The organism is Martinezella sp. CNPSo 3964 (genome assembly GCF_057784375.1).
Genome location: NZ_JBXSOW010000002.1, coordinates 780,848 through 807,331, shown reverse-complemented (window position 1 = coordinate 807,331; position 26,484 = coordinate 780,848). Strand labels below are relative to the sequence as shown.

The following is a 26,484-nucleotide window of genomic DNA, read 5'->3' as shown; positions in this document are numbered from 1 at the left end:
CCCGACCATCGAGGACGATTTCAAGGCGCTGATTTCGGCCTTGAAATAAGGGTTTGACCTTTTGAAGAAAATCTTGAGGCCTGGCATCTGCCGGGCCTCAATTCATTTGAGCCGGTGACTTGGGTTTAAGCGAAGGCGGTGTTCAGCGTTTTACGGTCAAGCCCAGGCCGGCCTGGAACTGGCGGGTGCTGTCGCCCACATCCCTCGTCGTCAGCTGATAGCCGACATTGCTGGTGAGATCGAGGTAACGGTTGATGCCCCAGGTCAGCCCGAAAGCGGCGTCGTATTCGACCTCGTCGGCGGCACTGCCATTGGAGGGGTAATTGCGCCAGGTCGGGCCTCCCGTCAGCTTGGCGGTGAGATCGTCGCGCAGCTGATGGCTTACGGTGCTCGTGAGCTGATAGGCGGTGTAGCCGCTGAGGCCGGCCGTGGTGGAGGGCTGGACCGTAGTCGAAAGGCCGACGCTGATATCGGTGCCGCGCTGCGGCGACCAGGCGAGACTGCCGTCGATCGTCGGCGAGTCGACCGAGGCGAGGCGCGAATCGTCGAATTGCGTGTGCTGGTAACCGAATCCGAGCTCGCCCTTGAATTTTTCGCCGAGGTCGAATTCGACGCCGCCCTTGCCGCCATAGCTCTGATTCGAGCGGGCATAGCCGTTGCTGTCGCGCGTCTGGTCGTAGACGGCACGGCCGAGATCGACTTCGACGAAGGGAATGATCGCCGGCGATAGTTCGTAGCCGATGCGTCCGCGCCAGGTTCCGGCCGTCTGGTTGCGGTCGCTGAGGGTGACCGTCGTCCCGTCGGAGAGTACGGCATTGGAATAGACACTGCGTGTCAGCGCCACGGCCGTCGTGCCGCGCAGCAGGCCGAAATCGCGCTCCAGCGAGAGCCCGGCCGTGTACTGGTTGACGGCGGATTGCTTCGAGGCGCCGGCGATCGCATTGGGATCGCTCGTATCCTCGCGATAGAATTGATAGCCGGCGGTGACATGCGCCGTCGTGTCGGCGGGAAGATCCAGACGCAGGTCGGCATTGAGATTGACGGTCGGTTTTTCCTCGCCGGTGCCGCTGATGTTCTTCTGCCAGACGCCTTCGCCGGTGACGGTCAGAGCATGCCGGTCCCAGTCCGAAGTCAGGGTGCTGCGCAAGTCGGTCTGCAGGAAGCCGCGATTGTCCTTGGTGTCGCCGGTGCGATCCCGTTCGACATTGATCGACTGGTTGATCGAAGGCTTCAGAGTGAAGGTGCCGAGCGGGATGCCCTGGACGTCTGCCCGATCCGGATACTGGCGGGCTCTCAAGTCATCAACGCCTGGTTCGCGCAGATTTACGCGGCGCAGATCGTTATCCAGTGTCGAGCCGGTGGTTCTGGGGTCGATACCACCGAGCCGGAGGCGCATATTCGGCGCCGTATCACTGCCGGTCGATGTCTGGTTCGCCGATTGAGCTGCCTGGGTATCGGCCGCAGGCGCGGCATTCGGATCGGTTGGGGATGCCGATGTCGGGGCAGGCAACGTATCGTCGAGGTTCTGGTCGGCTGACAGCGATTGGGCGTTGGCCGGCAGCGGAGCGGCGAATGCGATACCCCAGCCGAGCATGGCGGAACCCGCCCATGCCGCCAGCCGGAAGGCACCATGACCCGCCTTGTCCTTGCCGATGCCCATGTTGTTTATATCTGACCCTGCTGGAAATGACCTAAATTCTTACCCAAGTGTAAAGCTGCGTGGTTAACGCTTGGTTGCCAAGCGATGGCGACAAGAAAGGGTTCGACAATATTTGTCGGGAAGGCGTTGCAGGTTGTCGCATCGCCATAAGTCGATCTTTGGTGGACAGATTTGCAGAAAAGCGTTAGGCCTCGCTCATGAATAAGAGAGCTGTAAGACTCATCGAGAACGGTGCGATCGAATCCGCAATGCGAACGATCGAGACCGAGAGACGGGGCATGGAGGCGCTGGAACGCGCGCTGACCAACGGCTTGGCCGAGCCCTTCAGCCGCGCTGTCGAGCTTATCGGCGATATCAGCGGCCGTGTCGTCATCACCGGCGTCGGCAAGAGCGGCCATATCGGCAACAAACTCGCCGCAAGCCTGGCTTCCACGGGTACACCGGCTTTCTTCGTACATCCGGTCGAAGCCAATCATGGCGATCTCGGCATGATCACGCAGGCTGATGTCATCATCGCCATCTCCTGGGGCGGTGAGAGCGCTGAGCTGCGCGGCATCATCAGCTATTCCCGCCGCTTTTCGATTCCGATGATCGCCATCACCGCGGGGGAGACTTCCACGCTTGCTCGCGAGTCGGATGTCGTCCTGCTGCTGCCCAAGGAGCAGGAAGCCTGCCCGCACGGGCTGGCGCCGACGACGTCTACGCTGCTGCAGCTTGCCATTGGCGATGCGCTGACCGTGGCGTTGCTGGAGGCACGTGGCTTTACGGCCGAGGATTTCCGCACCTTTCATCCGGGCGGCAAACTCGGCGCCAGCCTGTCGCATGTGGCCGATATCATGCACAAGGGCGACCGCGTGCCTTTGGTGAAACTTGGAACCGGCATGCCGGAAGCGGCAATGACGCTATCGAAAATGCGTTTCGGCTGTGTCGGTGTGATCGATGATGATGGCTGCCTGTGCGGCATCGTCACCGACGGCGACATCGCTCGCAATCTCGGCACCAGCCTTGCCGAGATGCGCGTCGACGAGGTGATGACCCGTAATCCGAAGACGGTGAAGGAAACGACGCTGGCGACGAGCGCAATGGCCGTGCTCAACCGTCACAATATCTCGGCACTCATGGTCATAGACGAAGCGCGCCGACCGATCGGCGTCGTGCATTTCCACGATCTGCTGCGGATCGGCGTCGCCTGATCAGACCGGTTCGACGGTGAGGTCGCGACCGTTGCTTGCGACCACCTTGACGCGGGTGCCGACCGGCAGGTCCGGCCCGCTGACAGTCCAATAGGTATCGTTCAGGCGAATGCGTCCCCGGCCTTCGGCGATCGGCTGGTCGAGTGTTGCCGTGCGCCCGACGAGGCTGGCGCTGCGCTGGTTCAGGAACGGTTCGTCGGTCACCTGGTTGTTGTTGTAGAGATAACGGCGGCCAATGAGGGTGACGATGACCGCTGTGGCCGCGAAGACCAATCCCTGTACCTGCCAGATCCAGAAGCTGTTCTCCCAGAAGAGGAGTGACAAGGCGCCGACGATGATGCCGGCGAGCCCGATCCACACGAGGAAGAAGCCCGGCAGGACGAGCTCGGCGGCAAGCAGCACCAGACCCACGAGCCACCAGCTCCAGGGGCCGAGTTCGACGATGAGATTGTCGAACATGTCAGCTCTCCTTCGGCGTCAACGGATTGATCGAGGGTGTCGTGCGGGCGGAGGCGGGGCGCGGGCGGGGCGGCTGCGGCGCGCCATTGCCGTCGCCATTGTCGCCGAAGACTTCGCGAGCGATGGCGCCGATGCCGCCGAGCGAGCCGATGATGGAGCTCGCCTCCATCGGCATCAGTACGATCTTCGAATTGCCGGCAGAGCCGATCGCCGCCAGCGCTTCGGTGTATTTCTGCGCGACGAAGTAGTTGATCGCCTGCACGTTGCCCTCGGCGATCGCCTCGGACACGACGCGGGTCGCTTTCGCTTCGGCTTCGGCCAGGCGTTCGCGCGCCTCGGCATTGCGGAAGGCTGCCTCGCGCTGACCTTCTGCCTGGAGCACGGCGGCCTGTTTGGCGCCTTCGGCACGCAGGATCTGCGCGTTGCGCATGCCTTCCGCCTCGAGAACCTGGGCACGCTTTTCGCGCTCTGCCTTCATCTGCCGCGCCATGGCGTCGACGAGATCCTTCGGCGGCTGGATATCCTTGATTTCAACGCGCGTTACCTTGATGCCCCAGGGCTCGGCCGCCTCGTCAACCACGCGTAGCAGCCGCTCGTTGATGGCGTCGCGGTTCGACAGTAGCTCGTCGAGATCCATCGAGCCCATGACCGAGCGGATGTTGGTCTTGGTGAGGTTGAGGATCGCGCTTTCGAGATTGGTGATCTGATAGGCGGCCTGGGCTGCATTCAGCACCTGGAAGAAGGCAACCGCATCGGCCGAGATGCTGGCATTGTCCTTGGTGATGACCTCCTGGGTCGGCACCGCGAGGACCTGTTCCATCACATTCATGCGCGCGCCGACCGTCTCGATGAAGGGCACGATCAGATTGAGCCCCGGCTCCAGCGTGCGGATATAGCGACCGAAGCGCTGGACCGTGTATCGATAACCCTGCGGTACGGTCTTGATGCCTGCAAACAGCACCAGGATGACCAAGACCACCAGGGCAATCACAACGATGCTGAAACCACCGACGACCATCGAACTCCTCCATGGACGCGCCTGCCTGAGCAGGCTCGCGTCGCGTAAACCGCTACCGTTCGGCCTCCCTATGCTCGGTCGAGCTCATGAGGCGGCAGCTCAATCAGATGTGGTGGGTTAGCATGTTCTCGGCAAGTGAGGAATGGGGCTGCAGCAGGCGTTTTGCTATGAGACAGGTCAACCAATCGTCGTCTGGGTCTTGCGCCCGGCGATTGATATTCATACTTTATATGGAGATTTCCGGCTCCGCTGCCAAGCAGCCTTTCGGGCCAAGCCATCGCGCATCATCAGGGTGAAGCTATGAACTTAGATAGGACCTTGCGGTCGGTTGTGGCCGTGCACGCCTCAATTCCGGAAGACGCCTTTACGGCCGCAACGCTTGGCACCCGCAGGGAGGGCAGTGGCGTTGTCATTCGCGGAAATGGCCTGGTATTGACGATCGGTTATCTGATTACCGAAGCCGACGAGGTTTGGCTGACGACCAATAGCGGCCGTGTCGTGCCCGGCCATGCGCTTGCCTATGATCAGGAGACAGGCTTCGGCCTCGTGCAGGCGCTCGGGCCTCTCGACGTGCCCGCCCTCGAATTCGGCGATACCAACAAGGCAGAGATCGGCGATGAAGTCGTCGTGGCCGACGGGATCGGCCAGTTCGTCGAGGCGAAGATCGTCGCCAAGCAGGAGTTTGCCGGCTATTGGGAATATCTGCTCGACGAAGCGATCTTCACGGCACCGGCCCATCCCTCCTGGGGCGGAGCGGCGCTTGTCGATGAAGATGGAAAGCTTCTCGGCATCGGCTCGCTGCATCTGCAGATGGCGACCCAGAACGGCGACAGTGCCGACATCAACATGATCGTGCCGATCAACCTTCTGATGCCGATCCTGGATGATCTGATCAAGCGCGGCCATGTCAACAAGCCGCCGCGGCCCTGGCTTGGCGCCTTCTCCGCCGAAAGCAACGGCGAGGTCGTCGTCATGAGCGTCACCGAAGGTGGTCCGGCCGCCAAGGCGGGCTTGCGTCGTGGTGACGTCATCTCCGAAATCCGCGACGGCGAGGTCGATGGGCTTGCCGATTTCTACCGCAAGATCTGGCAGAGCGGCCCCGCCGGCTCCGAGATTCCCATGCGGGTGCTGCGCGACGGCCGCGAGGCCTGGATCCGAATCAAGTCCGCCGATCGCGGCAGTTTCCTCAGAAAGCCGCAGCTGCAATAGAGCCGTGTCGCCGGCATCGCTGCCGGCGGTCTGTCACGCCCAGCCGAGCAGCTCCCGCCGCACGACCTTTTCCAGCACGTTCATGCCGTCTTCGCTGTCGTTGAGACAGGGAATATGGGTGAATTTGTCGCCACCGTTGTGATGGAAGGATTCCGCCGCCTGCTCGGCGATCTCTTCGAGCGTCTCGAGGCAGTCCGAGACGAAGCCAGGATTGAGTACGGCAATCCGCTTGGTGCCATCCTTGGCGAGCTGCTCCACGGTCTTGTCGGTATAAGGCTGCAACCATTCCTCCGGGCCGAAGCGCGATTGGAACGTGACCATGAACTGGTCTTCGGAGAGCCCAAGTTTCTCCCGTAGCAGGCGGCCCGTCTTCTGACAGAAACAGTAATAGGGATCGCCCAGCTTGAAGTAGGACATCGGTATGCCGTGGAAGGACACAAGGATCTTTTCGGGCTGCCAGTCGAGCGTCGCAAGGTGCCGGGTGACGGAATTGGCTAGCGCCTCGATATAGGTCTCGTCGTCGTGGTATTGCGGCACGGTGCGGATGGCCGGCTGCCAGCGCATCTTCTGGAGCTTCTCGAACGCCTTGTCGTTGACGGTAGCCGTCGTGGCCGCCGCATATTGCGGATAGAGCGGAAAGAGCACGATGCGCTCGCAGCCATCGTCCTTCAGTGCCTGGATTCGATCCGCGATCGACGGCTGGCCATAGCGCATGGCCCAGTCGACCTTGACGTTGGGCAGGTCGCGCAGCCGCTCGGCCATCAGGTCGGACTGGTTGCGGGTATAGGTGCGCAGATAGCTTTCGTCCTTCTCCTTGTTCCAGATCGTCGCATAGGCCTTGCCGACTTTCCCCGGACGAGTGTTGAGCACGATGCCGAACAGGATCGGATACCATTTCCAGCGCGACCATTCGATGACGCGGCGGTCGGTCAGGAATTCTTTCAGATAGCGACGCATCGAGGAGTAGTCGGTGCCGTCGGGTGTTCCGAGATTGACGAGCAGCACGCCGACCTTGCCGTATTTCACGCTCGGGTGATTGGGCGCAAGCGCGGTCAGGTCTGCTGTCATCGATCGAATTCCTCTCAAGATACGAAGCACTTCACATAAGAACAAAAGCCGGTCCGGGGAAGCCCGGACCGGCTGGTGTAAGCGAGACAAATCGTCCTTACTTGGCCGGAATCCTCAACTTTTCGCCGACCGTCAGGTGATGCGGCTTGATGTTGTGGTTGGCGGCCACGAGTTTGTGCCATTGCTTGGCGTTGCCGTAGTAGGTCTTGGCAATATCCCACAGCGTGTCGCCGGCGATGACGACGTGGGTCGTCGGTGTCTTCGGCGGTTCGCTTGCCTTGGCCTCGGGCGCTGCCGTTGCCGGAGCCGTGGTCGCGGGTGCGGAGGTGGCCGGAGTTTGCGCCGCTGGAGCCGAGGCGGCGGGTGTCGAGGCTGCCGGATCCGAATTTGCCGGAACGGTCGGCGTGGGCGTCGGGTTGACCGGGGTCGTCGTGCTCGGCGTGGCCACGGCGGGAGCCGTCGAGGTCGGCGGCGTTGCGGTTGGCGCTGCGGTGCCGCTGTTGGCGGCGGCCGGTGCCGGCTTTTGCTCGGTTCCGGCCTGCGGCGCCGTTGCGGCGGGCTTCGCCGGCTCCGGCTGAACGGTTGTCGCCGTTGCGGCAACCTGGGTTATGCGGCCATCCGTATAGGGTTTATAGGGATTGTGCGCGCCGAGATAATCGGCGACCACCGATTCCAGATTGGGTCCGAAGTCATAGGCGTTCTTGCCGTCCTTGGCGAAGACCGCATAGCCGTCGCCACCCGCACGCATGTAGTTGTTGCTGACGACGCCGTAGGTCTTTTCCGGGTCGATCGGCTTGAATTCCGTGCCTTCCTGCACGTCGACCGATACGAGGCGGCTGCCTGGCGGCTTCGATTTGTCGAAGCTGTATTTGAGGCCGGCAACCTGCGGGAAGCGGCCAGCGCCGTCGTCGATCTGGCTGAGGCCGTTTTCGAGTGCCGCCTTCACCTCGGCTCCGGTCAGCTGGAAGGTCGCGACCGTGTTCTGGAAGGGCAACACGGTCAGCACGTCGCCCATGCTGACATCACCGGCGCCGATGGACGCGCGCAAGCCGCCGCCATTCTGGATGGCGATGGAAATGCCCTGCGCCTTGGTGCGGTCGAGCATCGCATCGGCGACAAGATTGCCCATTGAGCATTCCTGAACGCGGCAGATTTCACGTGCGCCTTCGATTGGCCCTTGCGAATTGCCGATGATCTTCTTGCGTAGTTCCTGGATCGGCTTTGCCATCTCCTGCACGCGTGCGAGGATCGTCGGATCGGGCTTGATGGAGGCATCGAGCAGGATCGGATCGCCCTTGGCGTCCTTGACAGCGCCGTTGTCGTCGAAGGTGATGACGAGATCGCCAAGATATTTGCTATAGGACGCGGCCTGGACGACGGGGACTTTATAGCCGGCCGGATTGTCAACCATGGTCGGGTAAGGGCCGGCTGCCTTCGGGTCGGTATTCGACAAGAGCGTATGCGAGTGCCCGCCGACAACGACGCTGACACCGGCGATCTTGGCGATCTTCTCGACATCGCGGGGATAGCCGACATGGGTGAGAGCAATGATCTTGTTGACGCCTTGCGACTTCAACGCGTCGACTTCGGCGCTGATAGCGGCGGCATCGTCGGTGATTTTCACATGCGGACCGGGCGAAGCAAGCTCCGGCGTTTCGGTCGTCACGGCACCGACGATGCCGATCTTCTGGCCGCCGATATCGAGCACGATCGACTTCTTGATGCGGTTGCCGAGCTTCGACTGGTCGTCGACCACCAGATTGGCCGTTACGACCGGGAACTGCGCCTTGTCGAGGAAGGCGGCAAGCGGGCCTTCGCCATCGTCGAATTCGTGGTTGCCGACCGTCATGGCGTCGATCTTCATGTCGTTGAGGAATTCGACTTCGGCGGCACCCTTGTAGGTGGTGTAGAACAAGGAGCCCTGGAAATTATCGCCGGCATCGAGGACGACGACGTTCTGGCCAGCAAGGGCGGCACGCCTCTGGTCGATGGCTGCCTTCAGCCGCGCGGCACCGCCAAAGCACTCGTTCTTGGCCTCTTCTGCAGCGGAGCAGGTCGCGTCGAACTTGTTGATCGACTCCACGCGCGAATGGAAATCGTTGAAGTGCAGGATGTTGAGCTGATAGTCCGCGAAGGCGGCGCTGGTGCTCAGCGCCAGCAGCGTTGCGGCCAAAAGACCCACTCCGAAGGGCTGCTTCATCTGTCTCTCCTGTTGGTCATTGCAATCCGGCCCGCCTGTGCCCCCACGGCGGTCCCCCGCGCCGATGTTTTCATTCCGGCGGAGCGAGCGCAAGCAAAAGCTGTTGGCTTCATTAGGATTTTACAAAGCGGCGGAACAGGTCGCCGGATCAGGCGCAGGCCTCGACCGAGGATGCACCGTAGGATTCGCGCAGCGCCGCAACGGCATTCCAGCCGACAGAGCAGAAGACGAGGACACAGCAAAGAGAGGCGACAAGATGAAGGCGCCTATTCCGCCTTCGGTAGAGCAGGATAGTGCCGGCACCGTAGATGAGCAAAGCCGGTACGGCGAAAAGAAGGACGCTCGCCGGGCCGTCGCAATCGAGTGCTTCGATACCCTGCGCACGATAGACGTTGGCTGGAAGGACCGTCGCCAGGATCGCGACGGGGAGGGCTGCAACGAGGATCAGATAGAGAATCAGCAGACCGCGCATGATGCCTTATCCGCCCATCTGGCTTCTATCAGCCCTGGCGATTGAGCGAGAAGTGCCCACCGGTTTCGGAGGTGCAATTGAGCTGGCTGGGATTGGCCAGGAAGCAATTGACCTTAGATGAGGTGCGCTTGATGTTCGAATAGAGATTGATCTGGATCACGCCCGACGGATCGGTCGTGTAGGTTCCCGAGGCCATCTGTTGGTTCGTGCCGTCCGTGGTGTGCGTTTCGAAGCGACCGCCGTTGAAGGTCGAATTCAGGCCATTCGAATCGGCCCAGCTTCCTTCCACGGAATTCATGCGCGGCTGGGAGCCGCCTGGGTTCATTGCCATCGGCGGCGGTCTGGAGCCGCCGAAATCGACGCAGGCAGATAGAGCTGCCGCGGCAGCGAGGAGGGCAAGAACGGTTCTCATCTTCATAATTATCTCCCGCGAATAGAGGCGGTCTAAAGGCGTATCGGTTGCAAGAAAGATGGCGCGACCCTTGAGCTAAAGCAAGACGTCACAGGCGATCTGCTTGATTTATCTGGCTTGCGTAACAAAAATGCCCGCACGACCTGTGCGGGCATTCGGGTCTTGGATCAAGCTAACGCTATACTCTTAGCGAACCAGAATGTTGCGGAACTGCCAGGGATCCTTGGTGTCGATGTCTTCCGGGAACAGGCCCGGGCGACCGTCGAGCGGGGTCCAGTCGGTGTAGTGGCCTTCGACCGGGCCGAGATAGGGCAGCTGCACTTCGAGGCAGCGCTTGTAGTCGACTTCGTCGGCTTCGACGATGCCGGCCTTCGGGTTTTCCAGTGCCCAGACCATGCCGGCGAGCACGGCGGATGTCACCTGCAGGCCGGTGGCGTTCTGGTAGGGAGCGATGCGGCGGGTCTCTTCGAGAGACAGGCGCGAACCGTACCAGTAGGCATTCTTGGCATGGCCATAGAGCAGCACGCCGAGTTCGTCGATACCGTCTTCCAGCTCGTCCTCGTCGAGGACGTGATGAACCGGCTGCGGCGTGCCGCCATTGCCGAACATCTCGTGCAGCGAGAGTATGGCGTCGTTGGCCGGATGATAGGCGTAGTGGCAGGTCGGGCGGAAGGTGACTTCGCCGTCCTTGTCGCGCACGGTGAAATAGTCGGCGATCGAGATCGACTCGTTGTGGGTCACCAGGAAGCCGTATTGCGGGCCGGGGGTCGGGCACCAGGTGCGCACACGGGTGTTGGCGCCCGGCTGTTCCAGATAGATGGCAGCCTTGCAGCCCTTCTTGTGCTTCTTGGCATTCTTCGGCATCCATTCTTCATGGGTGCCCCAGCCGAGTTCGGCCGGCTGCAGGCCTTCGGAGATGAAGCCTTCGACGGACCAGGTGTTCCAGAAGACGTTGAGCGGCTTCGGATGCTTGGTGCGCTGCGTGTCGCGCTCGGCAATGTGAACGCCCTTGACGCCGACCTTCTTCATCAGCTTGGCCCAGCCCTCGCGGTCATGCTGATCCGGCTCTTCGAACTTGAGGCCGATATCCTTGGCAAGGTTGACGAGCGCCTGCTTGACGAACCAGGAGACCATGCCCGGATTGGCGCCGCAGGTGGAAACGGCCGTCGTGCCGCCCGGGTTCTTTTCCTTCTCCTTGCGCATGGTTTCGCGGAGCGCATAGTTGGTGCGGTCGGCATTCTTCAGGTTCTTGTCGAAATAGAAGCCGAGCCAAGGCTCGACGACGGTGTCGATATAGAGCACGTCGAGCTTGCGGCAGAGCTTGACCAGGTCGAGCGAGCCGGTATCGACCGAAAGGTTGACGCAGAAGCCCTGGCCGCCGCCTTCCGTCAGGAGCGGCTTCAGCAGATCCTTGTAATTGTCCTTGGTGACATGCGCCTTGATATGACGGACGCCGTGCTTTGCCAGGATTTCCATATCGGCTGGCTCTTCACGCGGGTCGATGACGACCATCCGGCTCTTGTCGAATTTGAAATGGCGCTCGATCAGGGGCAGGGTGCCACGGCCAATGGAGCCAAAGCCGATCATCACGATCGGACCGGTAATTTCGGCATATACCGGATAGTTGTGTTTCGTCATTCTTTTCTCCTTCGAAAGGCAGGACGCCGTTCGGTTCACGAAATCTAGTTAGAGTTTGCGCGTAAGCGCTGGCAGAGTTTGCGCGAAAACGCGAGGTGAGCGGCTCTAATCATAATTTGATGTCACAATAAAGAGCTGTTCAGGGTTAGCCGGACAAAGTCAAGTGGAGGCCAACATACACGCCTTATGCGACGAGTTTGTTGCCTTCAAGGTTGGTTTTCGCTGACATAACGAAATCGGATGATGCGACGATCGTCCGTCGATCAGGCTTTCAAGCCTTCCAATCCATCCGTGACGGTGGTCAGGGCGATTTCCTGGATCTCGTAGGTTGCGACGCCATGGATAGTGAAGGGGTCGGCAGCGACATAGGCCTCCAGCTCGGCCTTTTCACCGCGGGCGAAGACGACGCCACCGGTGCGCGGCACCTTGCGCCCGGAAGCAAGGAACCAGCCCCTGGCATAGCCTTCCTTCACCCAGGCCATGTGTGGCTCCATGTGCTTGTCGGCTTCGTCATTGCCCTTGAGGTAGGTGAGCGAGAGGATGAACATCAATCAATTCCATAGAAGTTGCGCGCGGATCAGGCCACGCAGGGAGTTTCCAACGTAAAGGGTGCGATCTTTCAGGTCGTCGAGCTGGATGCGACCGACACGGGCCTTGCGCTGGCAGATGAGCTCGGTGCGCAGGACTCCGGCGAGGAGACCGGCAGAAATGGGCGGGGTCCGCAGCAAGTCTGCACTGTCCTCAAGGAAGACCGAGGTGATCGTGCCTTCGCAAATCTCGTCCTTCTCATTGAGCAGCAGCACCTCGTCAGCCTCATCGGGCCGATATTCCGCGCGGGCTGCTTCATAGACCGCGCGGCGCGTCGTCTTGACACGCAGCAGCTTGTCGGAAGAATCGAGCCTTGTCGCGGCGATGCGGACGCGCCAGACGGTGTCGGGCAGCAGCGAGACAAACGGTGCCGTCGTCACCTCCGTTTGGCCTTCCCGGTCCAGCGTCAATCGAACCCTTAATGGTGCGCCGGCGCCGGCAACCGCCTGTTCCAGCTTTCCAAGCACATTCTTCGGGGCTGAAAAGCCGAGGCGGCGGGCTGAGCGCTGCAGCCGGGCGAGATGCAGGCGCAGGCGGACGAAGCCGGTTTCCGGCTCGTAGCGCAGAGTCTCGATGAGGGAAAAATCCTCTAGCGGTCGATCCATCTGTCCCCCACGGCGAAGCGCGCCTTCAGGAGGCATTCCTCGTATTCCGCTTCCGCCGTCGAATCGAAGACGATGCCTCCGCCGACATTGAACACCGCGCGGCCGTCTTGGAAAAGCGTGATCGTGCGGATCGCCACCGAAAAACGCATGGCTCCATCAGGCGAGATCATGCCGATCGCGCCGCAATAGGCATCGCGCGGACTGTCTTCGAGGTCATGCAGGATTTCCATCGCCCGCATTTTCGGCGCGCCCGTTATCGAACCGCAAGGAAAGAGCGCAGCAAGAATGTCGCGGATCGATATGCCGGGAAGCAATTTCGCCTGCACATGGCTGACCATTTGGTGCAGGGTAGGGTAGGTCTCGATTTCGAAGAGTTTCGGCACATCCAGAGTGCCGACTTCGGTGATGCGCGAGATGTCGTTGCGAAGCAAGTCGACGATCATGCGGTTTTCGGCCTGTGTCTTTTCGTCCGCAAGCATGGCGGTGATGATCTCTTTATCCTCGGCGGCGCTAGAGCCGCGCTTGGCCGTGCCTTTCATCGGATGCGTCTCGATCCAGCCGTCCGCGTCCGTGTGGAAGAAAAGCTCCGGCGAGCGCGACAGGATGATCGGGCCGCCGAGATCGACGAGCGCGCCGTATTTCACCGGTTGCCGCTCGATCAGTGACCAGAAGGCGGCGCGCGGATCGCCGTTCCAGCGGGCATGGATCGGCATGGTGAGGTTGGCCTGATAGCAGTCGCCCAGGCGCAGATGCTGGTGCAGCCGGTCGAAGCGCTCGCGATAGGTCTCGAAATTCCACGCGGCTTTCAGCTCCGTCAGGAACTCCTGGTTTTCCTGCCGCTGTGCGGGTTGAGCAAGCGGATGGCCGTCGCCGGCGGGGGCATCGAAAACGCCGAAGCTGAGCAAGGGCGTTTCCCTGTTTTCCTCGGCGAAGGGCGCGAGTTTTTCCTCGAAGAGATGGCCGGCCTCATAGGCCATGTAGCCGGCAAGCCACTGTCCCCGCCGCCTGGCTTCTTCCATGCGATCGAGCGCATCGAAGAATTGTTCGCGCGTATGGGCGACGATGATCTCGGCCGGTTCGGCAAAGAGCATCACCTGTCCTGTGCTGTCGTCCCTGAAGAGGACGTAGGGTATGGCGTCGGCCATGCGCAAGTATCTATCGGGTCGTTGTTATGTCGATTGTCAGGCATGTCCGCCGTTGCTGCAGCTTTGTGCATGGCCCCTCACCCCAACCCTCTCCCCGCCAATGCGGGGAGAGGGAGTTACCACAGCCGCTACACCGTCGTTTGCAAAGACCGATGCGGTGAATGCTGAGCCAATCCCCTCTCCCCGCAAGCGGGGAGAGGGCTAGGGTGAGGGGCCATGCACAAAGCTGCAGCAACGGCGGAGGTGCCTGTCCTGCTTCTCGTCAGTTCAGTTCTTATCTAACGCTTCCAGCTCGTCGATCAGCCCTTCGATCATCGACAGACCCTTGCTCCAGAACGACGGATCGGTCGCATCGAGGCCGAAAGGCTTCAAAAGTTCGGAGTGATGCTTGGTGCCGCCGGCCTTCAAGAGCTCGAAATACTTCTCCTGGAAGCCCTTTTCGGCGTTGCGATAGACGGCATAGAGCGAGTTCACCAGGCAGTCGCCGAAGGCATAGGCATAGACATAGAAGGGCGAGTGGATGAAATGGGGGATATAGGCCCAGTAAGTCTCATAGCCCTCGGAGATCTTGATCGCCGGGCCTAAACTTTCCTCCTGTACGGAGAGCCACAGCTCGCCAATATTGTCCGGTGTCAGCTCGCCATTCTTGCGGGCGGTATGCACCTTGCGCTCGAATTCGTAGAAAGCGATCTGGCGCACGACCGTGTTGATCATGTCCTCGACCTTCTGGGCGAGCATCGCCTTGCGCTCGCGCTTGTCGGTGGTCTTGTCGAGGAGCGCGCGGAAGGTCAGCATCTCGCCGAAGACGGAAGCCGTTTCGGCCAATGTCAGCGGCGTCTGGCACATCAGCGCGCCCTGGCCGCCGGCCAGCACCTGATGCACGCCATGGCCAAGCTCGTGGGCGAGCGTCATCACGTCGCGCGGCTTGCCCGTGTAATTGACCAGTACGTAAGGATGAGCCGAAGGGACGGTCGGATGCGCGAAAGCGCCCGGCGCCTTGCCGGGGCGCACCGGCGCGTCGATCCATTCCTCATCGAAGAAGCGCTTGGCGATCGCGGCCATCTCCGGCGCGAAATTGCCGTAGGCCGAAAGAACCGTGTCTTTCGCATCGGTCCATGGGATCAGCGCATTGGGCGTTTCCGGCAGCGGTGCGTTGCGGTCCCAGAAATTCATCTGGTCCATGCCGAGCCACTTGGCCTTCATCTTGTAATAGCGATGTGACAGGCGCGGATAGGCGTCGCGCACGGCCGCCGCGAGTGCATCAACCACTTCGCGCTCGACGCGGTTGGCCAGATGCCTTGAGTCGGCGATATCTTCGAAGCCGCGCCAGCGGTCGGCGATTTCCTTGTCCTTGGCGAGCGTATTGGTGATCAGTGTGAAGGTGCGCAGATTGGCCTTGAAGGTTTCGGCAAGGGCCATGGCGGCCTTGCGGCGCGCTTCCGGGTCCTGCTCCTGCAGCATGTTCAAGGCGACTTCCAGAGGCTGTTTCTCGCCGTCGATCTCGAAGCGCAGCTCCGCCATCGTCTCGTCGAACAGCCGGTTGAAGGCGGCAGCACTCGTCATGGATTTTTCCAGGAACAGCTGCTCGAGCTTATCGTCCAGCTGGTGCGGCTTGTCCTTGCGCAGGTCGACGATCCAGGGCCGATAGTGGCCGGCGGCGGGATCGTTCGCCATGCAGGCATCCATGACGGCATCGTCGATCCGGTTCAGCTCCAGCGGGAAGAACAGCAGGTGCGCGGCATAGTCCGTCAGCTTTGCCTGGACGTCGCCATAAAGCTTGCCGTTGGCCGGATCGATGGTGTTCGAGAAATAAGTGAGCCCGGCATAGGAGCCCAGACGGCCCATGATATCGTCGAGCGCCTCATATTCCCTGATGGCTGCCCCGAGGCCGGCATCGCCTGTTTTGCTGGCTGCATCGGTAAGCTTGCCCTTCCATTTCTCCTCGAAGGCGACGGACATCTTGCCGGCCTTTTCCATGTCTCCAAGGAACTCCGACGAGGTCGCCGACGGGTAGAGATCGCTGAGCTTCCAGGTGGGAAGGTCGCCAAGCGCCTGGCCGGTCGCCTGGCTTGCCGAGAAATTAATGAGGGAGTGGAGCGAGGTCGGGCTCATGGGCGAAATTTCCTCTGCTTTTATTTTTCGGATCGTCCGATCCGTTCGTGTCTATTCGGCTGGAAAGCCCGCTGCAAGGCCTGATTTTCCTGCACCGAAGGTTGAATCATGGACGGCGTTACATTCGTCACAATGATTAAAATGCGAGGTTTTGGCAAAACTTCATGTTCAAGCCTTTCTGCGAATGTCCGTGTCAGGTTTCGCATGAAGTGAGGCACCAATGACTGTTTATAATAGCGCCAAGGGGGGCGCGCAGATTCTCGTTGTTGAGGATGATCCGATTCAACGCCGTCTGCTGAAGAATGCCATCGAGCGGCACGGACACGTTGCCCATTTGGCAGAAAATGGCCGTCTCGGCCTGGAATTCTTGAAGCGTGGCAACGATCAGATCAATGTGATCGTGCTCGATCTCATGATGCCGGAAATGAACGGCATCGAGTTCCTGGGCGCGCTCAACGATATGGGCATCGACCTGCCCGTCATCGTGCAGACCGGGCAGGGCGGTATCGATACCGTGGTGCAGGCGATGCGCGCCGGCGCCTTCGATTTCGTCGTCAAGCCTGTGTCGCCGGAGCGTATCGCGGCGTCGATCGCCAATGCTCTGAAGCTCGATCAACGCGAGGCGAAGGCCCGCGCCGGGCGCAAGTCGCGCTCGAGCAGCATCACCTTCGACGACATCGTTTCGGCAAGCCCGGCGATGATGCGGGTGATCGATCTCGCTCATCGCGCCGCGCAATCGAACATTCCGGTGGTGCTGGAGGGTGAGTCGGGCGTCGGCAAGGAACTGGTGGCCCGCGCCATCCAGGCCGCCAGCGATCGAGCCGGCAAGCCGTTCGTCACCGTCAACTGTGGCGCCATCCCGCACAATCTCGTGGAGAGCATCCTTTTCGGCCATGAGAAGGGAGCGTTTACGGGGGCGGCCGAGCGTCATGTCGGCAAATTCATGGAGGCCGATGGCGGCACGCTGTTTCTCGACGAGATCGGCGATCTGCCGCTCGAGGTCCAGGTCAAGCTTTTGCGTGCCGTGCAGCAGGGCGAAATCGAGACCGTCGGTGCGCGCGTCGCACAGAAGGTTAATGTCCGGCTGATCTCGGCCACCAACAAGGATCTGATCGAAGAGGTCAAGGCGGGGCGGTTCCGCGAGGATCTCTACTATCGCCTTAACGTCTTTCCGATCACCATGCCGGCTTTGCGCCGCCGCAAGGAAGACATCCCGCATCTGGCACGGGCCTTTGCCGACCGGTTTGCACTGGAGCAGAAGCTCGATCATTCGCTCGGGATCAGCAACGATGCCCTTGCGCTGTTGACCGCCTACGACTGGCCAGGCAATATCCGCCAGCTCGAAAACGCTGTTTTCCGCGCGGTCGTGCTGTCCGAAGGCCCTGAGCTGCTCGACACGGATTTCCCGCAGATCGCCGCGCAGCTGCCCGGCTATTTCGCCGCCGAGCATCCGACCTTGGTTGTGGATAATTCGCATGCCTCTTCGGCCGATCTTCTCGCGGCTGAACGAAGCGAACGGGCCTCTTACGGGGGCGCGCTCGGATCGACTGCAACCACTCCGCTTGCTTCAGTCGATACGTCGGCCGGTGCTTCCGACAATGTCATCGTCAGCACGAACACGTCAGGCGATGTCAGGAAACTGGCGGATGTCGAGGAAGAATTGATCCGATTTGCCCTCAAATTCTATCGCGGGCAGATGAGTCAGGTCGCGAGAAAGCTCGGTATCGGCCGGTCAACTCTCTACCGTAAGTTGAAAGACTACGGCATAGACCCGGATGACCCGCAAAAAAACGCTGCATGAGGGAAAGCTTAACGTTTAGGCAAGCATATTTTGTTACCCGTCGTAAAGCACTTGTTAGTGCATCGTTCACCATGTATGAAGGGGTCGATCATGTGTGGCATTTTTGCCATCGTGTCACCGCAATTGACAGCCATTTGGAACACGATGCGACATTGTCTGTCGGACGGGGATCGAATTGCCGAATTTGAGTGCAAATACCAAGCCTAATAGCTTGAGCTGGCATTCTGCGTGCTCTCACCTATTTAGCAAGGTGGCCAAGGTTGTAGCCGTTGGTCTCCTTGCTTTGGCCGTTTCTACCCCTGTTTTCGTTGGCACTCCCTCTCAGGCAGGCGGTGAAACCCGCAGCCTCAAGATCTACTACGTCCATACTGGCGAAAAGGCCGTCATTACCTACAAGCGCAACGGCAAGTTCGATCCGGACGGTCTGGAGAAGCTGAACCGCATCCTGCGCGACTGGCGCAAGAATCAGCCCACCAAGATGAATCCGCGCCTGTTCGACCTGATCTGGGAAGTCTACCGCGAAAGCGGTTCGCATGAATTCATCTATGTAATCTGCGGTTTCCGTTCGCCCGGCACCAACGAGATGCTGCGCACGCGTTCCGCCCATACCGGCGTTGCCAAGAAGAGCCAGCACATGCTCGGCAACGCGATGGATTTCTATATTCCTGACGTCAAGCTCACCAAGCTGCGCGAAATCGGCATGAAGCTGCAGGTGGGCGGCGTCGGCTACTATCCGACCTCCGGCTCGCCCTTCGTCCATATGGACGTCGGCGGCGTACGCGCTTGGCCGCGCATGGATCGCCAGGATCTCGTCCGTCTCTTCCCGGACGGCAAGACGATGCATATTCCTGCTGATGGCCGGCCGCTGCCGGGCTATCAGCAGGCGGTCGCCGATTACAAGCGCCGCATGTCGTCCGACGATATCCAGATCGCTAGCTCCTCTTCGCCGCGCCGAGGCTTCTTTGCCCGCCTGTTCGGGGGCGGCGGTGCGGATGAGGAAGAGGACAATGCAGATAGCGGAACGACCGCGGCACCGGTGGCTGTCGCTTCGTCTGCGCGTAAAGGCCAGCCGGCTCCGGCTGCGAGTGATGATGGTGACGATAGCGCCGCTCCGGCTCCTGCCCAGGTTCAGGTCGCCAGCGTAAACGCGCCCGTTCCCCAGGTTCGCCCGGCATTTGGCAATCAGCCTGCCGGCAGCGATGTGGCTTCCGCTCTCGTCTCGCCGTCTCGTAACGCTGCTCAGGATGCGCTTGCCGCCGCCATGCCGGATACGGGCGATCAGCCGCAATATGCCGATCTTCGCTCCTATCATGTGCCCGTGCCGGCCTTGCTTGATCGGCGTTCGCCTGGGGATGCCGAAGTTGCATCGGCCGAGGCTGACATGAAAGGTCAGCTGGCTGCTGTTCCGGTGCCGGCGCAACGTCCGGAAGTGGCCGAGAGCCTCCTCGCTGCTGCCGACGCGGATCAGGAAGCCGCCGACGACCAGGCTGACGCAGGCGTGCTTTCGCCCTCGGTCATTGCGGCTCTGGAGCAAAGCCGTCCTGATCGATCGGATGCCGACAATGCGGTTCCGGTGATGCAGCCGTCGAACAACGTCGCCTCCAAGGATCAACTGGCGCCCGCAAGCAACGGTAATGATGCCGCGCAGGCAATTGCTGCCGTCCTGCCGCAGCAGAGACCGGCTCAGCAAATGCCGATGCAGGTGGCTGCGCTCGCGCCGATCCGCAACGAGGTCAAGGCCAGCAGCCGTCGCTTCAACGACGGTTTCGAGCCGACAACGCCGCAGGAACGCCCGATTGCCGCCGGTATTGCGACCAAGGGCGGTCGGCCGAACAAACAGGATGCTGTCGAGGCTGATTCAGGCCGGGCAACGCTGACGACTGCGCCGACGCTGACGGAGAAGATGATCTCGCAATGGGCGATTGCAAAGGCCCGGGTCGAGATCGTGAACCGCCCGGTCAAGGCGCCGCGTTTCGTAAGCCCGACGCTCCGTGCCCAGCCGACCGCCGTTTACACGGATGGTTTCAAGGTGCAGACGGCATCGATCGATCCCGAGCGCTTCAGCGGAACTGCAGTGAACTTCCTTCAGGTGAAGAAGTTCAATTCGGTCGAATAGGCCAGGTATCAACGTCAGCAGCGTTTGAGGGAGCCCTTTTGGGCTCCTTTTTGATTCGGCAGGATGCTATCCGCTTGCCATTACAATCGGGCTTGTTACGCGACCCGCGGGCTGCATGCAAATTTGAGCTGAAGCGCGGGTTTCAGGCACCGCTGTTGCTTGTAAGTGACATTGCGACGGCTTTCAGGTTCGTGTCAGGATTTATGCATCCTTCCCTGATCCGTCATTCAGTTTGGCTTCATTTGGCTCCGTTAGGTCGGCGATTTCAGACCTGATGGATATTCATATTTGACGCGTAAGACGGCAATCATCATTGGCAATGGCAAGCTGGAGCGCGACCTCTCGCAGGTCGTGGACACTGCAGAGTTTGCAATGCGTTTCAACGAGCCGAAAGCCTCGATCGGCATGAGCGGTTCACGCACCGATATTCTCATGCTTGCGGCTTCCAGCAAGCCGATGCAACGCCGATTGACGGACCCGACCTTCCTGACCAGTGCGACGTTCGTGGCGGCCAAGGAGGTCGTGCTTGCCTACCATCCCGACATCATCCGCAAATATCACCCCAAGCCCAATCTTCTCTCGCGCCTGAAAGGCAGAAGAAGCGATTGGACGATGCGGACGATCGAACTGGTCGGTGCTGCCGGCAAGGAAATCCGCATCATGCCGCCGCAGTTCTACATCGAGGGCTGTGAGGAGCTGGGCGTGACCCAATGTCGGATGCGCCAGCTCTTCCCGAGCACCGGCTTCTTCGGCATCCGATACATGCTGTCACGATTGCCTGCTGACGAATGGAACGTGAAGCTGTGCGGTTTCAGCTGGGAGGGATGGAAGCGCCACGCCTGGCTGGATGAACGCCGCTGGGTCGAAGACAAGATGGCGGCCGGCCGCATCAGCATGCTCGTCTAGCCTTCTTTCAGTTGTTCAGACCAGTTGAAAACAACCATTTTCAGTTTCGCCTCAGGTTTGCCTAAGCTCGCTTTCATTCAGGGTTGCTAGAGCCTCGCGAAATATGACCTCGAGGTATCCATTCATGCAAGCCCACGAATTCAACCCGTCTTCGGCGATGCCGCTCGAAAGATCTCATACGGGATTCGAGTTCGCTCCTGCGTCCAATCCGGTCGGTGTTGTTCGGGACGCACCGGGCCAACCTGTCATTCGTGGCTTCATCATCCATCTGGCTCGCGCCCGTGACCGCATGCCGCAGGTCGAAAGGCTTGCTGCGAAGCTTCCGGTGCAAAGCGAGATCATCGAGGCGGTTGATGGCCGCACTCTGAGTGCCGGCGAGATCGACAGCGTCTACCGTCCTCGGCTGCAGAAGCCATATTACCCGTTTGCCATGAGCACGGGCGAAATCGCCTGCTTTCTGTCGCACCGCAAGGCTTGGGCTGCCATCGTCGAGCAGGGGATCGACGCAGGCCTTGTCTTCGAGGATGACGTCGAGATCGACGATGCGTTCCATGCGGCCTTTGCGGCGGCCAAGACCTGCCTCAAGCCGGGTTCGTTCATTCGCTTCCCGTTCCGCATGGGCAAGGAACACGGCCGATGCATTCTCTCCCAGGGGGAGGCTAATGTCATTCAGCCGACGCGGATCGGCCTCGGCATGGTGGCGCAGCTCGTCAGCCGCGACGCCGCCATCCGTCTGCTGGAGGCGACCTCGGTCTTCGACAGGCCTGTCGATACCACCGTGCAGATGAGCTGGTTCACCCGTGTGTCGCCGCTGGCGGTGCTACCGGGTGGCGTGCGCGAAATTTCTCCGCAGCTCGGCGGCAGCACGATCAAGAGCCGCAAGACATTGGCCGAGCGGCTCTCTAGAGAGGTGTTGCGGCCGCTCTATCGCGCGAAGATTGCCCTTCGCTCGCGCCGCGCCGTCTGAGACGATCCACGTGGCTGTTCCGATCCTCGCATATCATCAGATTGCGGCGCCGCCGTCACGCAAGGCGCCGTTTAGAAGCATGGTCGTCCACCCGGAAGCTTTCCGTCGTCAGATGGAATGGCTGAAAAAGCTTGGAATTCAGGGTGTCTCGCTGCGTGAGGCAATGCCTTACATCCGGGGCGAGAAGACCGGCAAAGTCGCTGCCATTACCTTCGATGACAGCTACGCCAATGTCTATGAAAACGCCTTGCCGGTGCTGCAGGAGTTCGGCTTCACCGCCACGAATTTCGTTGTGGCGAACCAGATTGGCGGCAGCAATATCTGGGATGCCCCCCTCGGCGTGGCGCAGGCGTCTTGCATGTCGGTCGAACAGCTGAAGCATTGGCACAGTCTGGGGCATGAGGTGGGATCGCATACGCTCGATCATGTTCGCCTGCCGCAATTGCCCATGGAAGAGGCGCGCCGTCAGATTACGCATTCGCGCGAGCTGCTAGAAGATTTGCTCGACGAGGGCGTCTCGTCCTTCTGCTTTCCCTATGGCGACGAAACGCCGCTCGATCGTGTGCTTGCCTATGAAGCCGGTTACAGCGCCGCGACGACGACGCGCCGCGGTCGAGCGCGGCCGGGTGACGATCCTTTCGGCCTGCCGCGCGCGACCATACGGCGCAACGATAGCTGGCTGCATTTCGTCAAGAAGTGCGTCGTCGGATAGGCAGCGGTTGCCTCATCTGATCAGGGTGCGATTGTGAAGCTGTAGCTGCCGTTGGTCTTGTGGCCATCCGTTGAGAGCACATGCCATTTGACGGTGTATTTGCCGGGTGCGAGCATGTCGACCACGGGTACTGTCAGCGTTTTGTCGCCGTCCGTCAGAGCCGTCCCGCCAGTCTTGATCGTCTTCTTGTTCTCTCCGGTGACTGTCGCGCCGCTGAACTTCAGATTGAGGCTTTCGGTGAAGCTGAGATCGAGCACTGAAGGTGCCTGCTTGACGGTGCTATCGGCGGCAGGCGTGGAGGTTTTCAGGTGAGCGTGTGCAAGGGCCTGGCCTGCGAGAGCGATCGTCATCGTGACTGTGGCGAGAAGCAGCGTCTTCATCCGAGGCATTTTCGTCTCCGTTTCTGGCTTGTCGGCTGCAGCTATTGCTGCTTCTTCGGCGCGGGATCGGCAGTCGGATGACCAAGGCCGTCGTTGAGCGTGAAGGGACCGCCGACCTGATTCTGTGCCGTCGCTGCCGGCGGCATAAGGGTCCAGGTGAAATATGCGATCAGACCGCAGACGCCGAGCAGAAAGACGGTGAGGATCGCCGGAATGGCCCACTCCTTTGTGAACATCGGTGTTTCCGGACGCGATTTGAAAGAGGCACGACGTCCGGTCGCCGTCTTATTGAGCTCTGTCGGCATGGTCGCCTCCATTACTATGCGTCTCGGCTGAAAAATGAGTGTCGATGCCGGCTGTGTCGGCACGATGGGGGCCGAAGGCTGCACGATGGCATATCAATCGGATCATGATCGGTTTCCTTGGGAGAGGTCTGCGCCTCCTGGCAGAGGCTGCCCGCGAGGCTTTCATGGCAAGCTGCTTGCCTGCGTGGCGCGGAGGACGATCCGCCGTCGACACGAAGGCTTGCCGGCCAGGCGACTGCGGCATTGGTCGCAGCGCTGGCTCAGGCAAGTGTTTGGAATGCTGGCGGGGCGCGTGGTCCGCAATTAGGCGGATGGAGCTGGCGGCGGAATGCCGCGGTTTTGGATGGAACCGGACCCTCTCGCACAGACGCGAGATTGCCGCACATTTCGGCCGGCGGACGGGGCAGGAGCGCTACGGCTGAAATTCGGCAGGCTTCGCAGCCCGGCATATGGGCTTTGCCGTGCTGTTTGCCATCAGCGGTCTTCTCGGTCGTGCAGATGATGGGCAGGCTTCCATCCGGCAAGCGGTACTGCGAGAGCTCCAGGGGAGGCAGTTCGGCGGCGCTGGCAAGGGCTGGATGATGCGCGAAACCGACCGACATCAACGCGACGGCGCATAGAATGCGCATCAGTCCTTGCGTTGTCGCGAAGATCCGCTTCTGCACGATCTTTCCTCACTATCTGCCTGGATGAAGCACGTACGACATTCGCCGTTTCAGCTCAATGCGGCAATTTGGTATCCCCGTCGCTGCGCCCGTTTACAGGCTGCGCCGAGGTCGGCTACAGATGGTGGCAAGGGTTCGCGTCGGCGGATTGGCGAACCTCATATCACCAAGTCGCGCGGCTGGACTATTCTCCGGCATTTGCGCGAAAAGGAATTGGAATGCCCATCGAATCCTGGAGAGGCGGCGAGGTCGACGTTGTCGTGATTGGTGCCGGAGCGGCCGGTGTTGGTGCGGCACGGCAACTGCAATTGCTTCGGCCGGATCTCTCGATTGTCCTGCTCGAAGCGTCCGATCGTGTCGGTGGCCGCGCCCGCTCAGTCCATCCGTTCGGGGCCGCTGCCGCCGCGCTGGATCTCGGCTGCGGCTGGCTGCATGGCGCACGCACCAACGCCTGGACGAAGATTGCCGAGGAAGTGGGCCTGACCGTCGATCGCACGCCCGCGCCTTGGAGCGACGGCGGCCATCGGCTGGAGCAGAACGATCCCGATGCAAAGGCTGCGGCTGTCGCCATCAACGACTTCTTCGAGCGGGTCTATAATTATGAGGGCGATGCAGACGCAGATCTCTCGACCATGTTGTCCCCTGATGATCCGTGGGGTGAAAGGATTTACGCCGTCGGCGCCTTCATGACCGGAGGAGAGCTCGACAAGTCCTCGGTGATCGATCTTGGCCGCTACGATCCCGGTCCCGGTCCTGATTGGCGCGTGCGGCAAGGCTACGGCAGTTTGGTTGCGACCTACGGCTTGCCGGTGCCGACCGTTCTCGGAGCCGAGGTCAGTCGCATCGACCACAGCGGCGCCGACCGGGTAGTGCTTGCGACGAGCAAAGGCGAGCTGCGAGCGAGGGCCGTCGTCACCACGGTTTCGACCAATGTGCTCGCGGCCGAACGCATCGCCTTCTGGCCGCCTTTGCCGGAAAAGATCGAGGCGGCGTCTCGCTTGCCGCTCGGCCTGGCAAACAAGCTTTTCATACGTGTCGCCGAGCCTCGGATGTTTCCGGACGATACCCATGTGATGGGATCACAGCATAGCCGCCGGACGGGAGCCTATCAGCTGAAGCCGTTCGGCATGCCAGTCATCGAGGCCTATTTCGCCGCCGATCTCGCGCTCGATCTGGAGCGGGAGGGCATCGATGCCATGTTTGATTTTTCGGTCGAGCAGTTGAAGCGTGTCTTCGGCGCGGATGTCGGCAGGAAACTGTCGCCGCTGGCTGCGTCGGCCTGGGCGGGGGAGCTCTTCTTCGGTGGCTCCTATTCCTATGCGACGCCGGGTGCTTCCGATCTCCGCGACGTTCTGTGCGCGCCCCGTGACGGGCGCTTGTTCTTCGCTGGAGAGGCCTGCTCGAAGGCGCGTTATTCTACTGCACACGGGGCCTATGAAACCGGCGCCGCCGCCGCCGAGGCCATTGCGAAATCGCTCTGATGGAAGCCCGATGAGACCGATAGCCAGCTTGCAAGCGAGAAATAGCGATTCGCCTCATAATTTTATGCAAATCGCTCTTAAACTTGCGTGAGAACAGGCGTAAACGCAATCAAATACCACCCGATTTGATTTACACCATCCTTCGGGAGATGGGCGGCGAAAGCCGCGACAAAAGAAGCATTGGAGGAGCCATGAGCAACAGCGAAACATTAACCTTCGACATCCAGAAAAACCCCAATCCCGCGACGGCAAGCGAGCGGGAAGCGCTGCTGCAGAACCCGGGCTTCGGCCGCATCTTCACCGACCACATGGTGACGATCCGCTATTCGCAGGATCGCGGTTGGCACAGTCCCAAGATCGAGCCGCGCAAGGCGCTTGCTCTCGATCCGGCGACCGTCGTGCTTCACTATGCCCAGGAAATTTTCGAGGGTATGAAGGCCTATCACCTGCCCGACGGCGGGGCGGCACTCTTCCGTCCGAGCGCCAACGCGCGCCGTTTCCACAATTCGGCCGAACGGCTGGCGATGCCAACCCTGCCTGAGAACATGTTCGTCGAGTCGGTTCGCGAGCTGGTCAAGATCGATCGTGAATGGATTCCGACCGCTGAGGGCTCATCGCTCTATCTGCGACCATTCATGATCGGCACCGAAGTCGCGCTCGGCACGAGGCCTGCGACCGATTACGTCTTCTGTGTCATCGCCTCTCCCGTTGCGTCTTTCTTCAAGGGTGGCGGGTCGGCCGTTACGCTTTGGCTTTCCGAGAATTACACGCGCGCAGCTCCCGGCGGCACCGGTGCTGCCAAGTGTGGCGGCAATTATGCCGCAAGCTTGTCCGCGCTTGCCGAAGGCCAGCGTGAGGGCTGCGATCAGGTCGTCTTCCTCGATGCCGTCGAAAAGCGCTGGATCGAAGAGCTTGGCGGCATGAACATCTTCTTCGTCTTCAAGGATGGCTCGCTCCAGACGCCGCCGCTGACGGGCACGATCCTGCCGGGCATCACACGCGACTCCCTCATCAAGCTCGGACGCGACATGGGGCTGACCGTTCGCGAAGAGCCCTATTCGATCGAGCAGTGGCAGGCCGATGCCGAGAGCGGACGCCTGAGCGAAGCCTTTGCTTGCGGCACGGCAGCTGTCGTGACGCCGATCGGCAAGCTGAAGGGCCACAAGCACGGTTTCACCATCGGTGATGGTGAAGCTGGTCCTACGACCCTGCGCCTGAAGGCGGCGCTGACGGACATCCAGTTCGGCCGCGCGCCGGACAAGAATGAGTGGCTGGACCGCCTGTTCTAAGCGGACCATGAACCGATACCCGGCGGGAAAGGCATGTGAGCGCTCCTGCCGGCTCTGACACGAGAGATCGCATCGTCACCCGA

24 protein-coding genes are annotated in these 26,484 nt (G+C 60.8%); 9 read left to right on the top strand and 15 right to left on the bottom strand.

The features are described from left to right. Positions 1–142: 142 nt before the first annotated feature. A complete protein-coding gene (locus AC13Q5_RS10565) occupies positions 143–1,660 on the bottom strand; it encodes an outer membrane beta-barrel protein (protein ID WP_488501621.1) in 1,518 nt (505 codons plus the stop codon). 197 nt (positions 1,661–1,857) lie between these two features. Between AC13Q5_RS10565 and AC13Q5_RS10560 the strand changes: the two genes are divergently transcribed. Beyond that, the gene (locus AC13Q5_RS10560) at positions 1,858–2,853 is read left to right on the top strand and encodes a KpsF/GutQ family sugar-phosphate isomerase (protein ID WP_075851625.1); all 996 of its coding nucleotides are present in this window, start codon (positions 1,858–1,860) and stop codon (positions 2,851–2,853) included. Here AC13Q5_RS10560 and AC13Q5_RS10555 read toward each other — a convergent pair whose 3' ends face one another. Then, on the bottom strand, positions 2,854–3,312 hold the full coding sequence (locus AC13Q5_RS10555) for an NfeD family protein (protein ID WP_457878929.1): 459 nt from the start codon (positions 3,310–3,312) through the stop codon (positions 2,854–2,856). A gap of 1 nt (position 3,313) precedes the next feature. Then, on the bottom strand, positions 3,314–4,330 hold the full coding sequence (locus AC13Q5_RS10550; protein ID WP_457878930.1) for an SPFH domain-containing protein: 1,017 nt from the start codon (positions 4,328–4,330) through the stop codon (positions 3,314–3,316). A gap of 300 nt (positions 4,331–4,630) precedes the next feature. Between AC13Q5_RS10550 and AC13Q5_RS10545 the strand changes: the two genes are divergently transcribed. Beyond that, positions 4,631–5,539 carry a S1C family serine protease gene (locus AC13Q5_RS10545; RefSeq protein WP_075851622.1) on the top strand — a complete coding sequence of 303 codons (909 nt, stop codon included), beginning with the start codon at positions 4,631–4,633 and terminating at the stop codon, positions 5,537–5,539. A gap of 33 nt (positions 5,540–5,572) precedes the next feature. Here AC13Q5_RS10545 and hemH read toward each other — a convergent pair whose 3' ends face one another. From hemH to AC13Q5_RS10500, 9 genes are all read right to left on the bottom strand, one after another. Further along, positions 5,573–6,607: a ferrochelatase gene (hemH, locus tag AC13Q5_RS10540; protein ID WP_488501620.1), complete on the bottom strand. Its 1,035-nt coding sequence runs from the start codon at positions 6,605–6,607 to the stop codon at positions 5,573–5,575. 97 nt (positions 6,608–6,704) lie between these two features. Beyond that, on the bottom strand, positions 6,705–8,807 hold the full coding sequence (locus AC13Q5_RS10535) for a 5'-nucleotidase C-terminal domain-containing protein (RefSeq protein WP_488501619.1): 2,103 nt from the start codon (positions 8,805–8,807) through the stop codon (positions 6,705–6,707). 148 nt (positions 8,808–8,955) lie between these two features. Next, the gene (locus AC13Q5_RS10530; protein ID WP_457878932.1) at positions 8,956–9,279 is read right to left on the bottom strand and encodes a hypothetical protein; all 324 of its coding nucleotides are present in this window, start codon (positions 9,277–9,279) and stop codon (positions 8,956–8,958) included. 28 nt (positions 9,280–9,307) lie between these two features. After that, on the bottom strand, positions 9,308–9,697 hold the full coding sequence (gene omp10 / locus AC13Q5_RS10525; protein ID WP_075851618.1) for an outer membrane lipoprotein Omp10: 390 nt from the start codon (positions 9,695–9,697) through the stop codon (positions 9,308–9,310). Positions 9,698–9,877: 180 nt separating this feature from the next. Next, a complete protein-coding gene (locus tag AC13Q5_RS10520; protein ID WP_488501618.1) occupies positions 9,878–11,329 on the bottom strand; it encodes a homospermidine synthase in 1,452 nt (483 codons plus the stop codon). Between the two features lie 263 nt (positions 11,330–11,592). Further along, positions 11,593–11,877 carry a YciI family protein gene (locus tag AC13Q5_RS10515; protein ID WP_488501617.1) on the bottom strand — a complete coding sequence of 95 codons (285 nt, stop codon included), beginning with the start codon at positions 11,875–11,877 and terminating at the stop codon, positions 11,593–11,595. Positions 11,878–11,880: 3 nt separating this feature from the next. Beyond that, on the bottom strand, positions 11,881–12,522 hold the full coding sequence (locus AC13Q5_RS10510) for an aminotransferase class IV family protein (protein ID WP_488501616.1): 642 nt from the start codon (positions 12,520–12,522) through the stop codon (positions 11,881–11,883). Beyond that, positions 12,507–13,667, bottom strand: coding sequence for an aminodeoxychorismate synthase component I (locus AC13Q5_RS10505; RefSeq protein ID WP_488501615.1), 1,161 nt, complete (start codon positions 13,665–13,667; stop codon positions 12,507–12,509). Before AC13Q5_RS10505 ends, AC13Q5_RS10510 begins: the two co-directional genes overlap by 16 nt. 267 nt (positions 13,668–13,934) lie before the next feature. Then, positions 13,935–15,779, bottom strand: coding sequence for a M3 family oligoendopeptidase (locus tag AC13Q5_RS10500; RefSeq protein WP_488501614.1), 1,845 nt, complete (start codon positions 15,777–15,779; stop codon positions 13,935–13,937). Between the two features lie 220 nt (positions 15,780–15,999). Here AC13Q5_RS10500 and AC13Q5_RS10495 point away from each other — a divergent pair, with 220 nt between their 5' ends. The 5 genes from AC13Q5_RS10495 (at position 16,000) to AC13Q5_RS10475 (ending at position 22,281) form a co-directional block, all read left to right on the top strand. Then, on the top strand, positions 16,000–17,580 hold the full coding sequence (locus tag AC13Q5_RS10495; protein WP_488501613.1) for a sigma-54-dependent transcriptional regulator: 1,581 nt from the start codon (positions 16,000–16,002) through the stop codon (positions 17,578–17,580). 175 nt (positions 17,581–17,755) lie between these two features. Next, a complete protein-coding gene (locus AC13Q5_RS10490; protein ID WP_488501612.1) occupies positions 17,756–19,696 on the top strand; it encodes a peptidoglycan L,D-endopeptidase MepK in 1,941 nt (646 codons plus the stop codon). Between the two features lie 288 nt (positions 19,697–19,984). After that, entirely contained in the window at positions 19,985–20,602 is a 618-nt protein-coding gene (locus tag AC13Q5_RS10485) for a hypothetical protein (protein WP_457878939.1), read from the top strand. Positions 20,603–20,726: 124 nt separating this feature from the next. Beyond that, positions 20,727–21,569 (top strand): glycosyltransferase family 25 protein, encoded by an 843-nt coding sequence (locus AC13Q5_RS10480; protein ID WP_488501611.1) that lies wholly within the window; start codon positions 20,727–20,729, stop codon positions 21,567–21,569. Positions 21,570–21,579: 10 nt separating this feature from the next. Next, complete coding sequence (locus AC13Q5_RS10475; protein ID WP_457878941.1) at positions 21,580–22,281, top strand: polysaccharide deacetylase family protein; 702 nt, start codon at positions 21,580–21,582, stop codon at positions 22,279–22,281. Between the two features lie 20 nt (positions 22,282–22,301). Here AC13Q5_RS10475 and copC read toward each other — a convergent pair whose 3' ends face one another. The 3 genes from copC to AC13Q5_RS10460 all read right to left on the bottom strand — a co-directional run bounded on the left by copC (position 22,302) and on the right by AC13Q5_RS10460 (position 23,631). Next, on the bottom strand, positions 22,302–22,670 hold the full coding sequence (gene copC / locus AC13Q5_RS10470) for a copper homeostasis periplasmic binding protein CopC (protein WP_075851607.1): 369 nt from the start codon (positions 22,668–22,670) through the stop codon (positions 22,302–22,304). 32 nt (positions 22,671–22,702) lie between these two features. Continuing rightward, positions 22,703–22,897 carry a hypothetical protein gene (locus AC13Q5_RS10465; RefSeq protein WP_143525382.1) on the bottom strand — a complete coding sequence of 65 codons (195 nt, stop codon included), beginning with the start codon at positions 22,895–22,897 and terminating at the stop codon, positions 22,703–22,705. 329 nt (positions 22,898–23,226) lie between these two features. Next, on the bottom strand, positions 23,227–23,631 hold the full coding sequence (locus AC13Q5_RS10460) for a hypothetical protein (RefSeq protein ID WP_342194902.1): 405 nt from the start codon (positions 23,629–23,631) through the stop codon (positions 23,227–23,229). 218 nt (positions 23,632–23,849) lie between these two features. Between AC13Q5_RS10460 and AC13Q5_RS10455 the strand changes: the two genes are divergently transcribed. Together AC13Q5_RS10455 and AC13Q5_RS10450 are read left to right on the top strand one after the other, a co-directional pair. After that, positions 23,850–25,112 carry a flavin monoamine oxidase family protein gene (locus tag AC13Q5_RS10455; RefSeq protein WP_488501610.1) on the top strand — a complete coding sequence of 421 codons (1,263 nt, stop codon included), beginning with the start codon at positions 23,850–23,852 and terminating at the stop codon, positions 25,110–25,112. 191 nt (positions 25,113–25,303) lie between these two features. Further along, positions 25,304–26,401, top strand: coding sequence for a branched-chain amino acid aminotransferase (locus tag AC13Q5_RS10450; RefSeq protein ID WP_075851604.1), 1,098 nt, complete (start codon positions 25,304–25,306; stop codon positions 26,399–26,401). Positions 26,402–26,484: the final 83 nt, after the last annotated feature.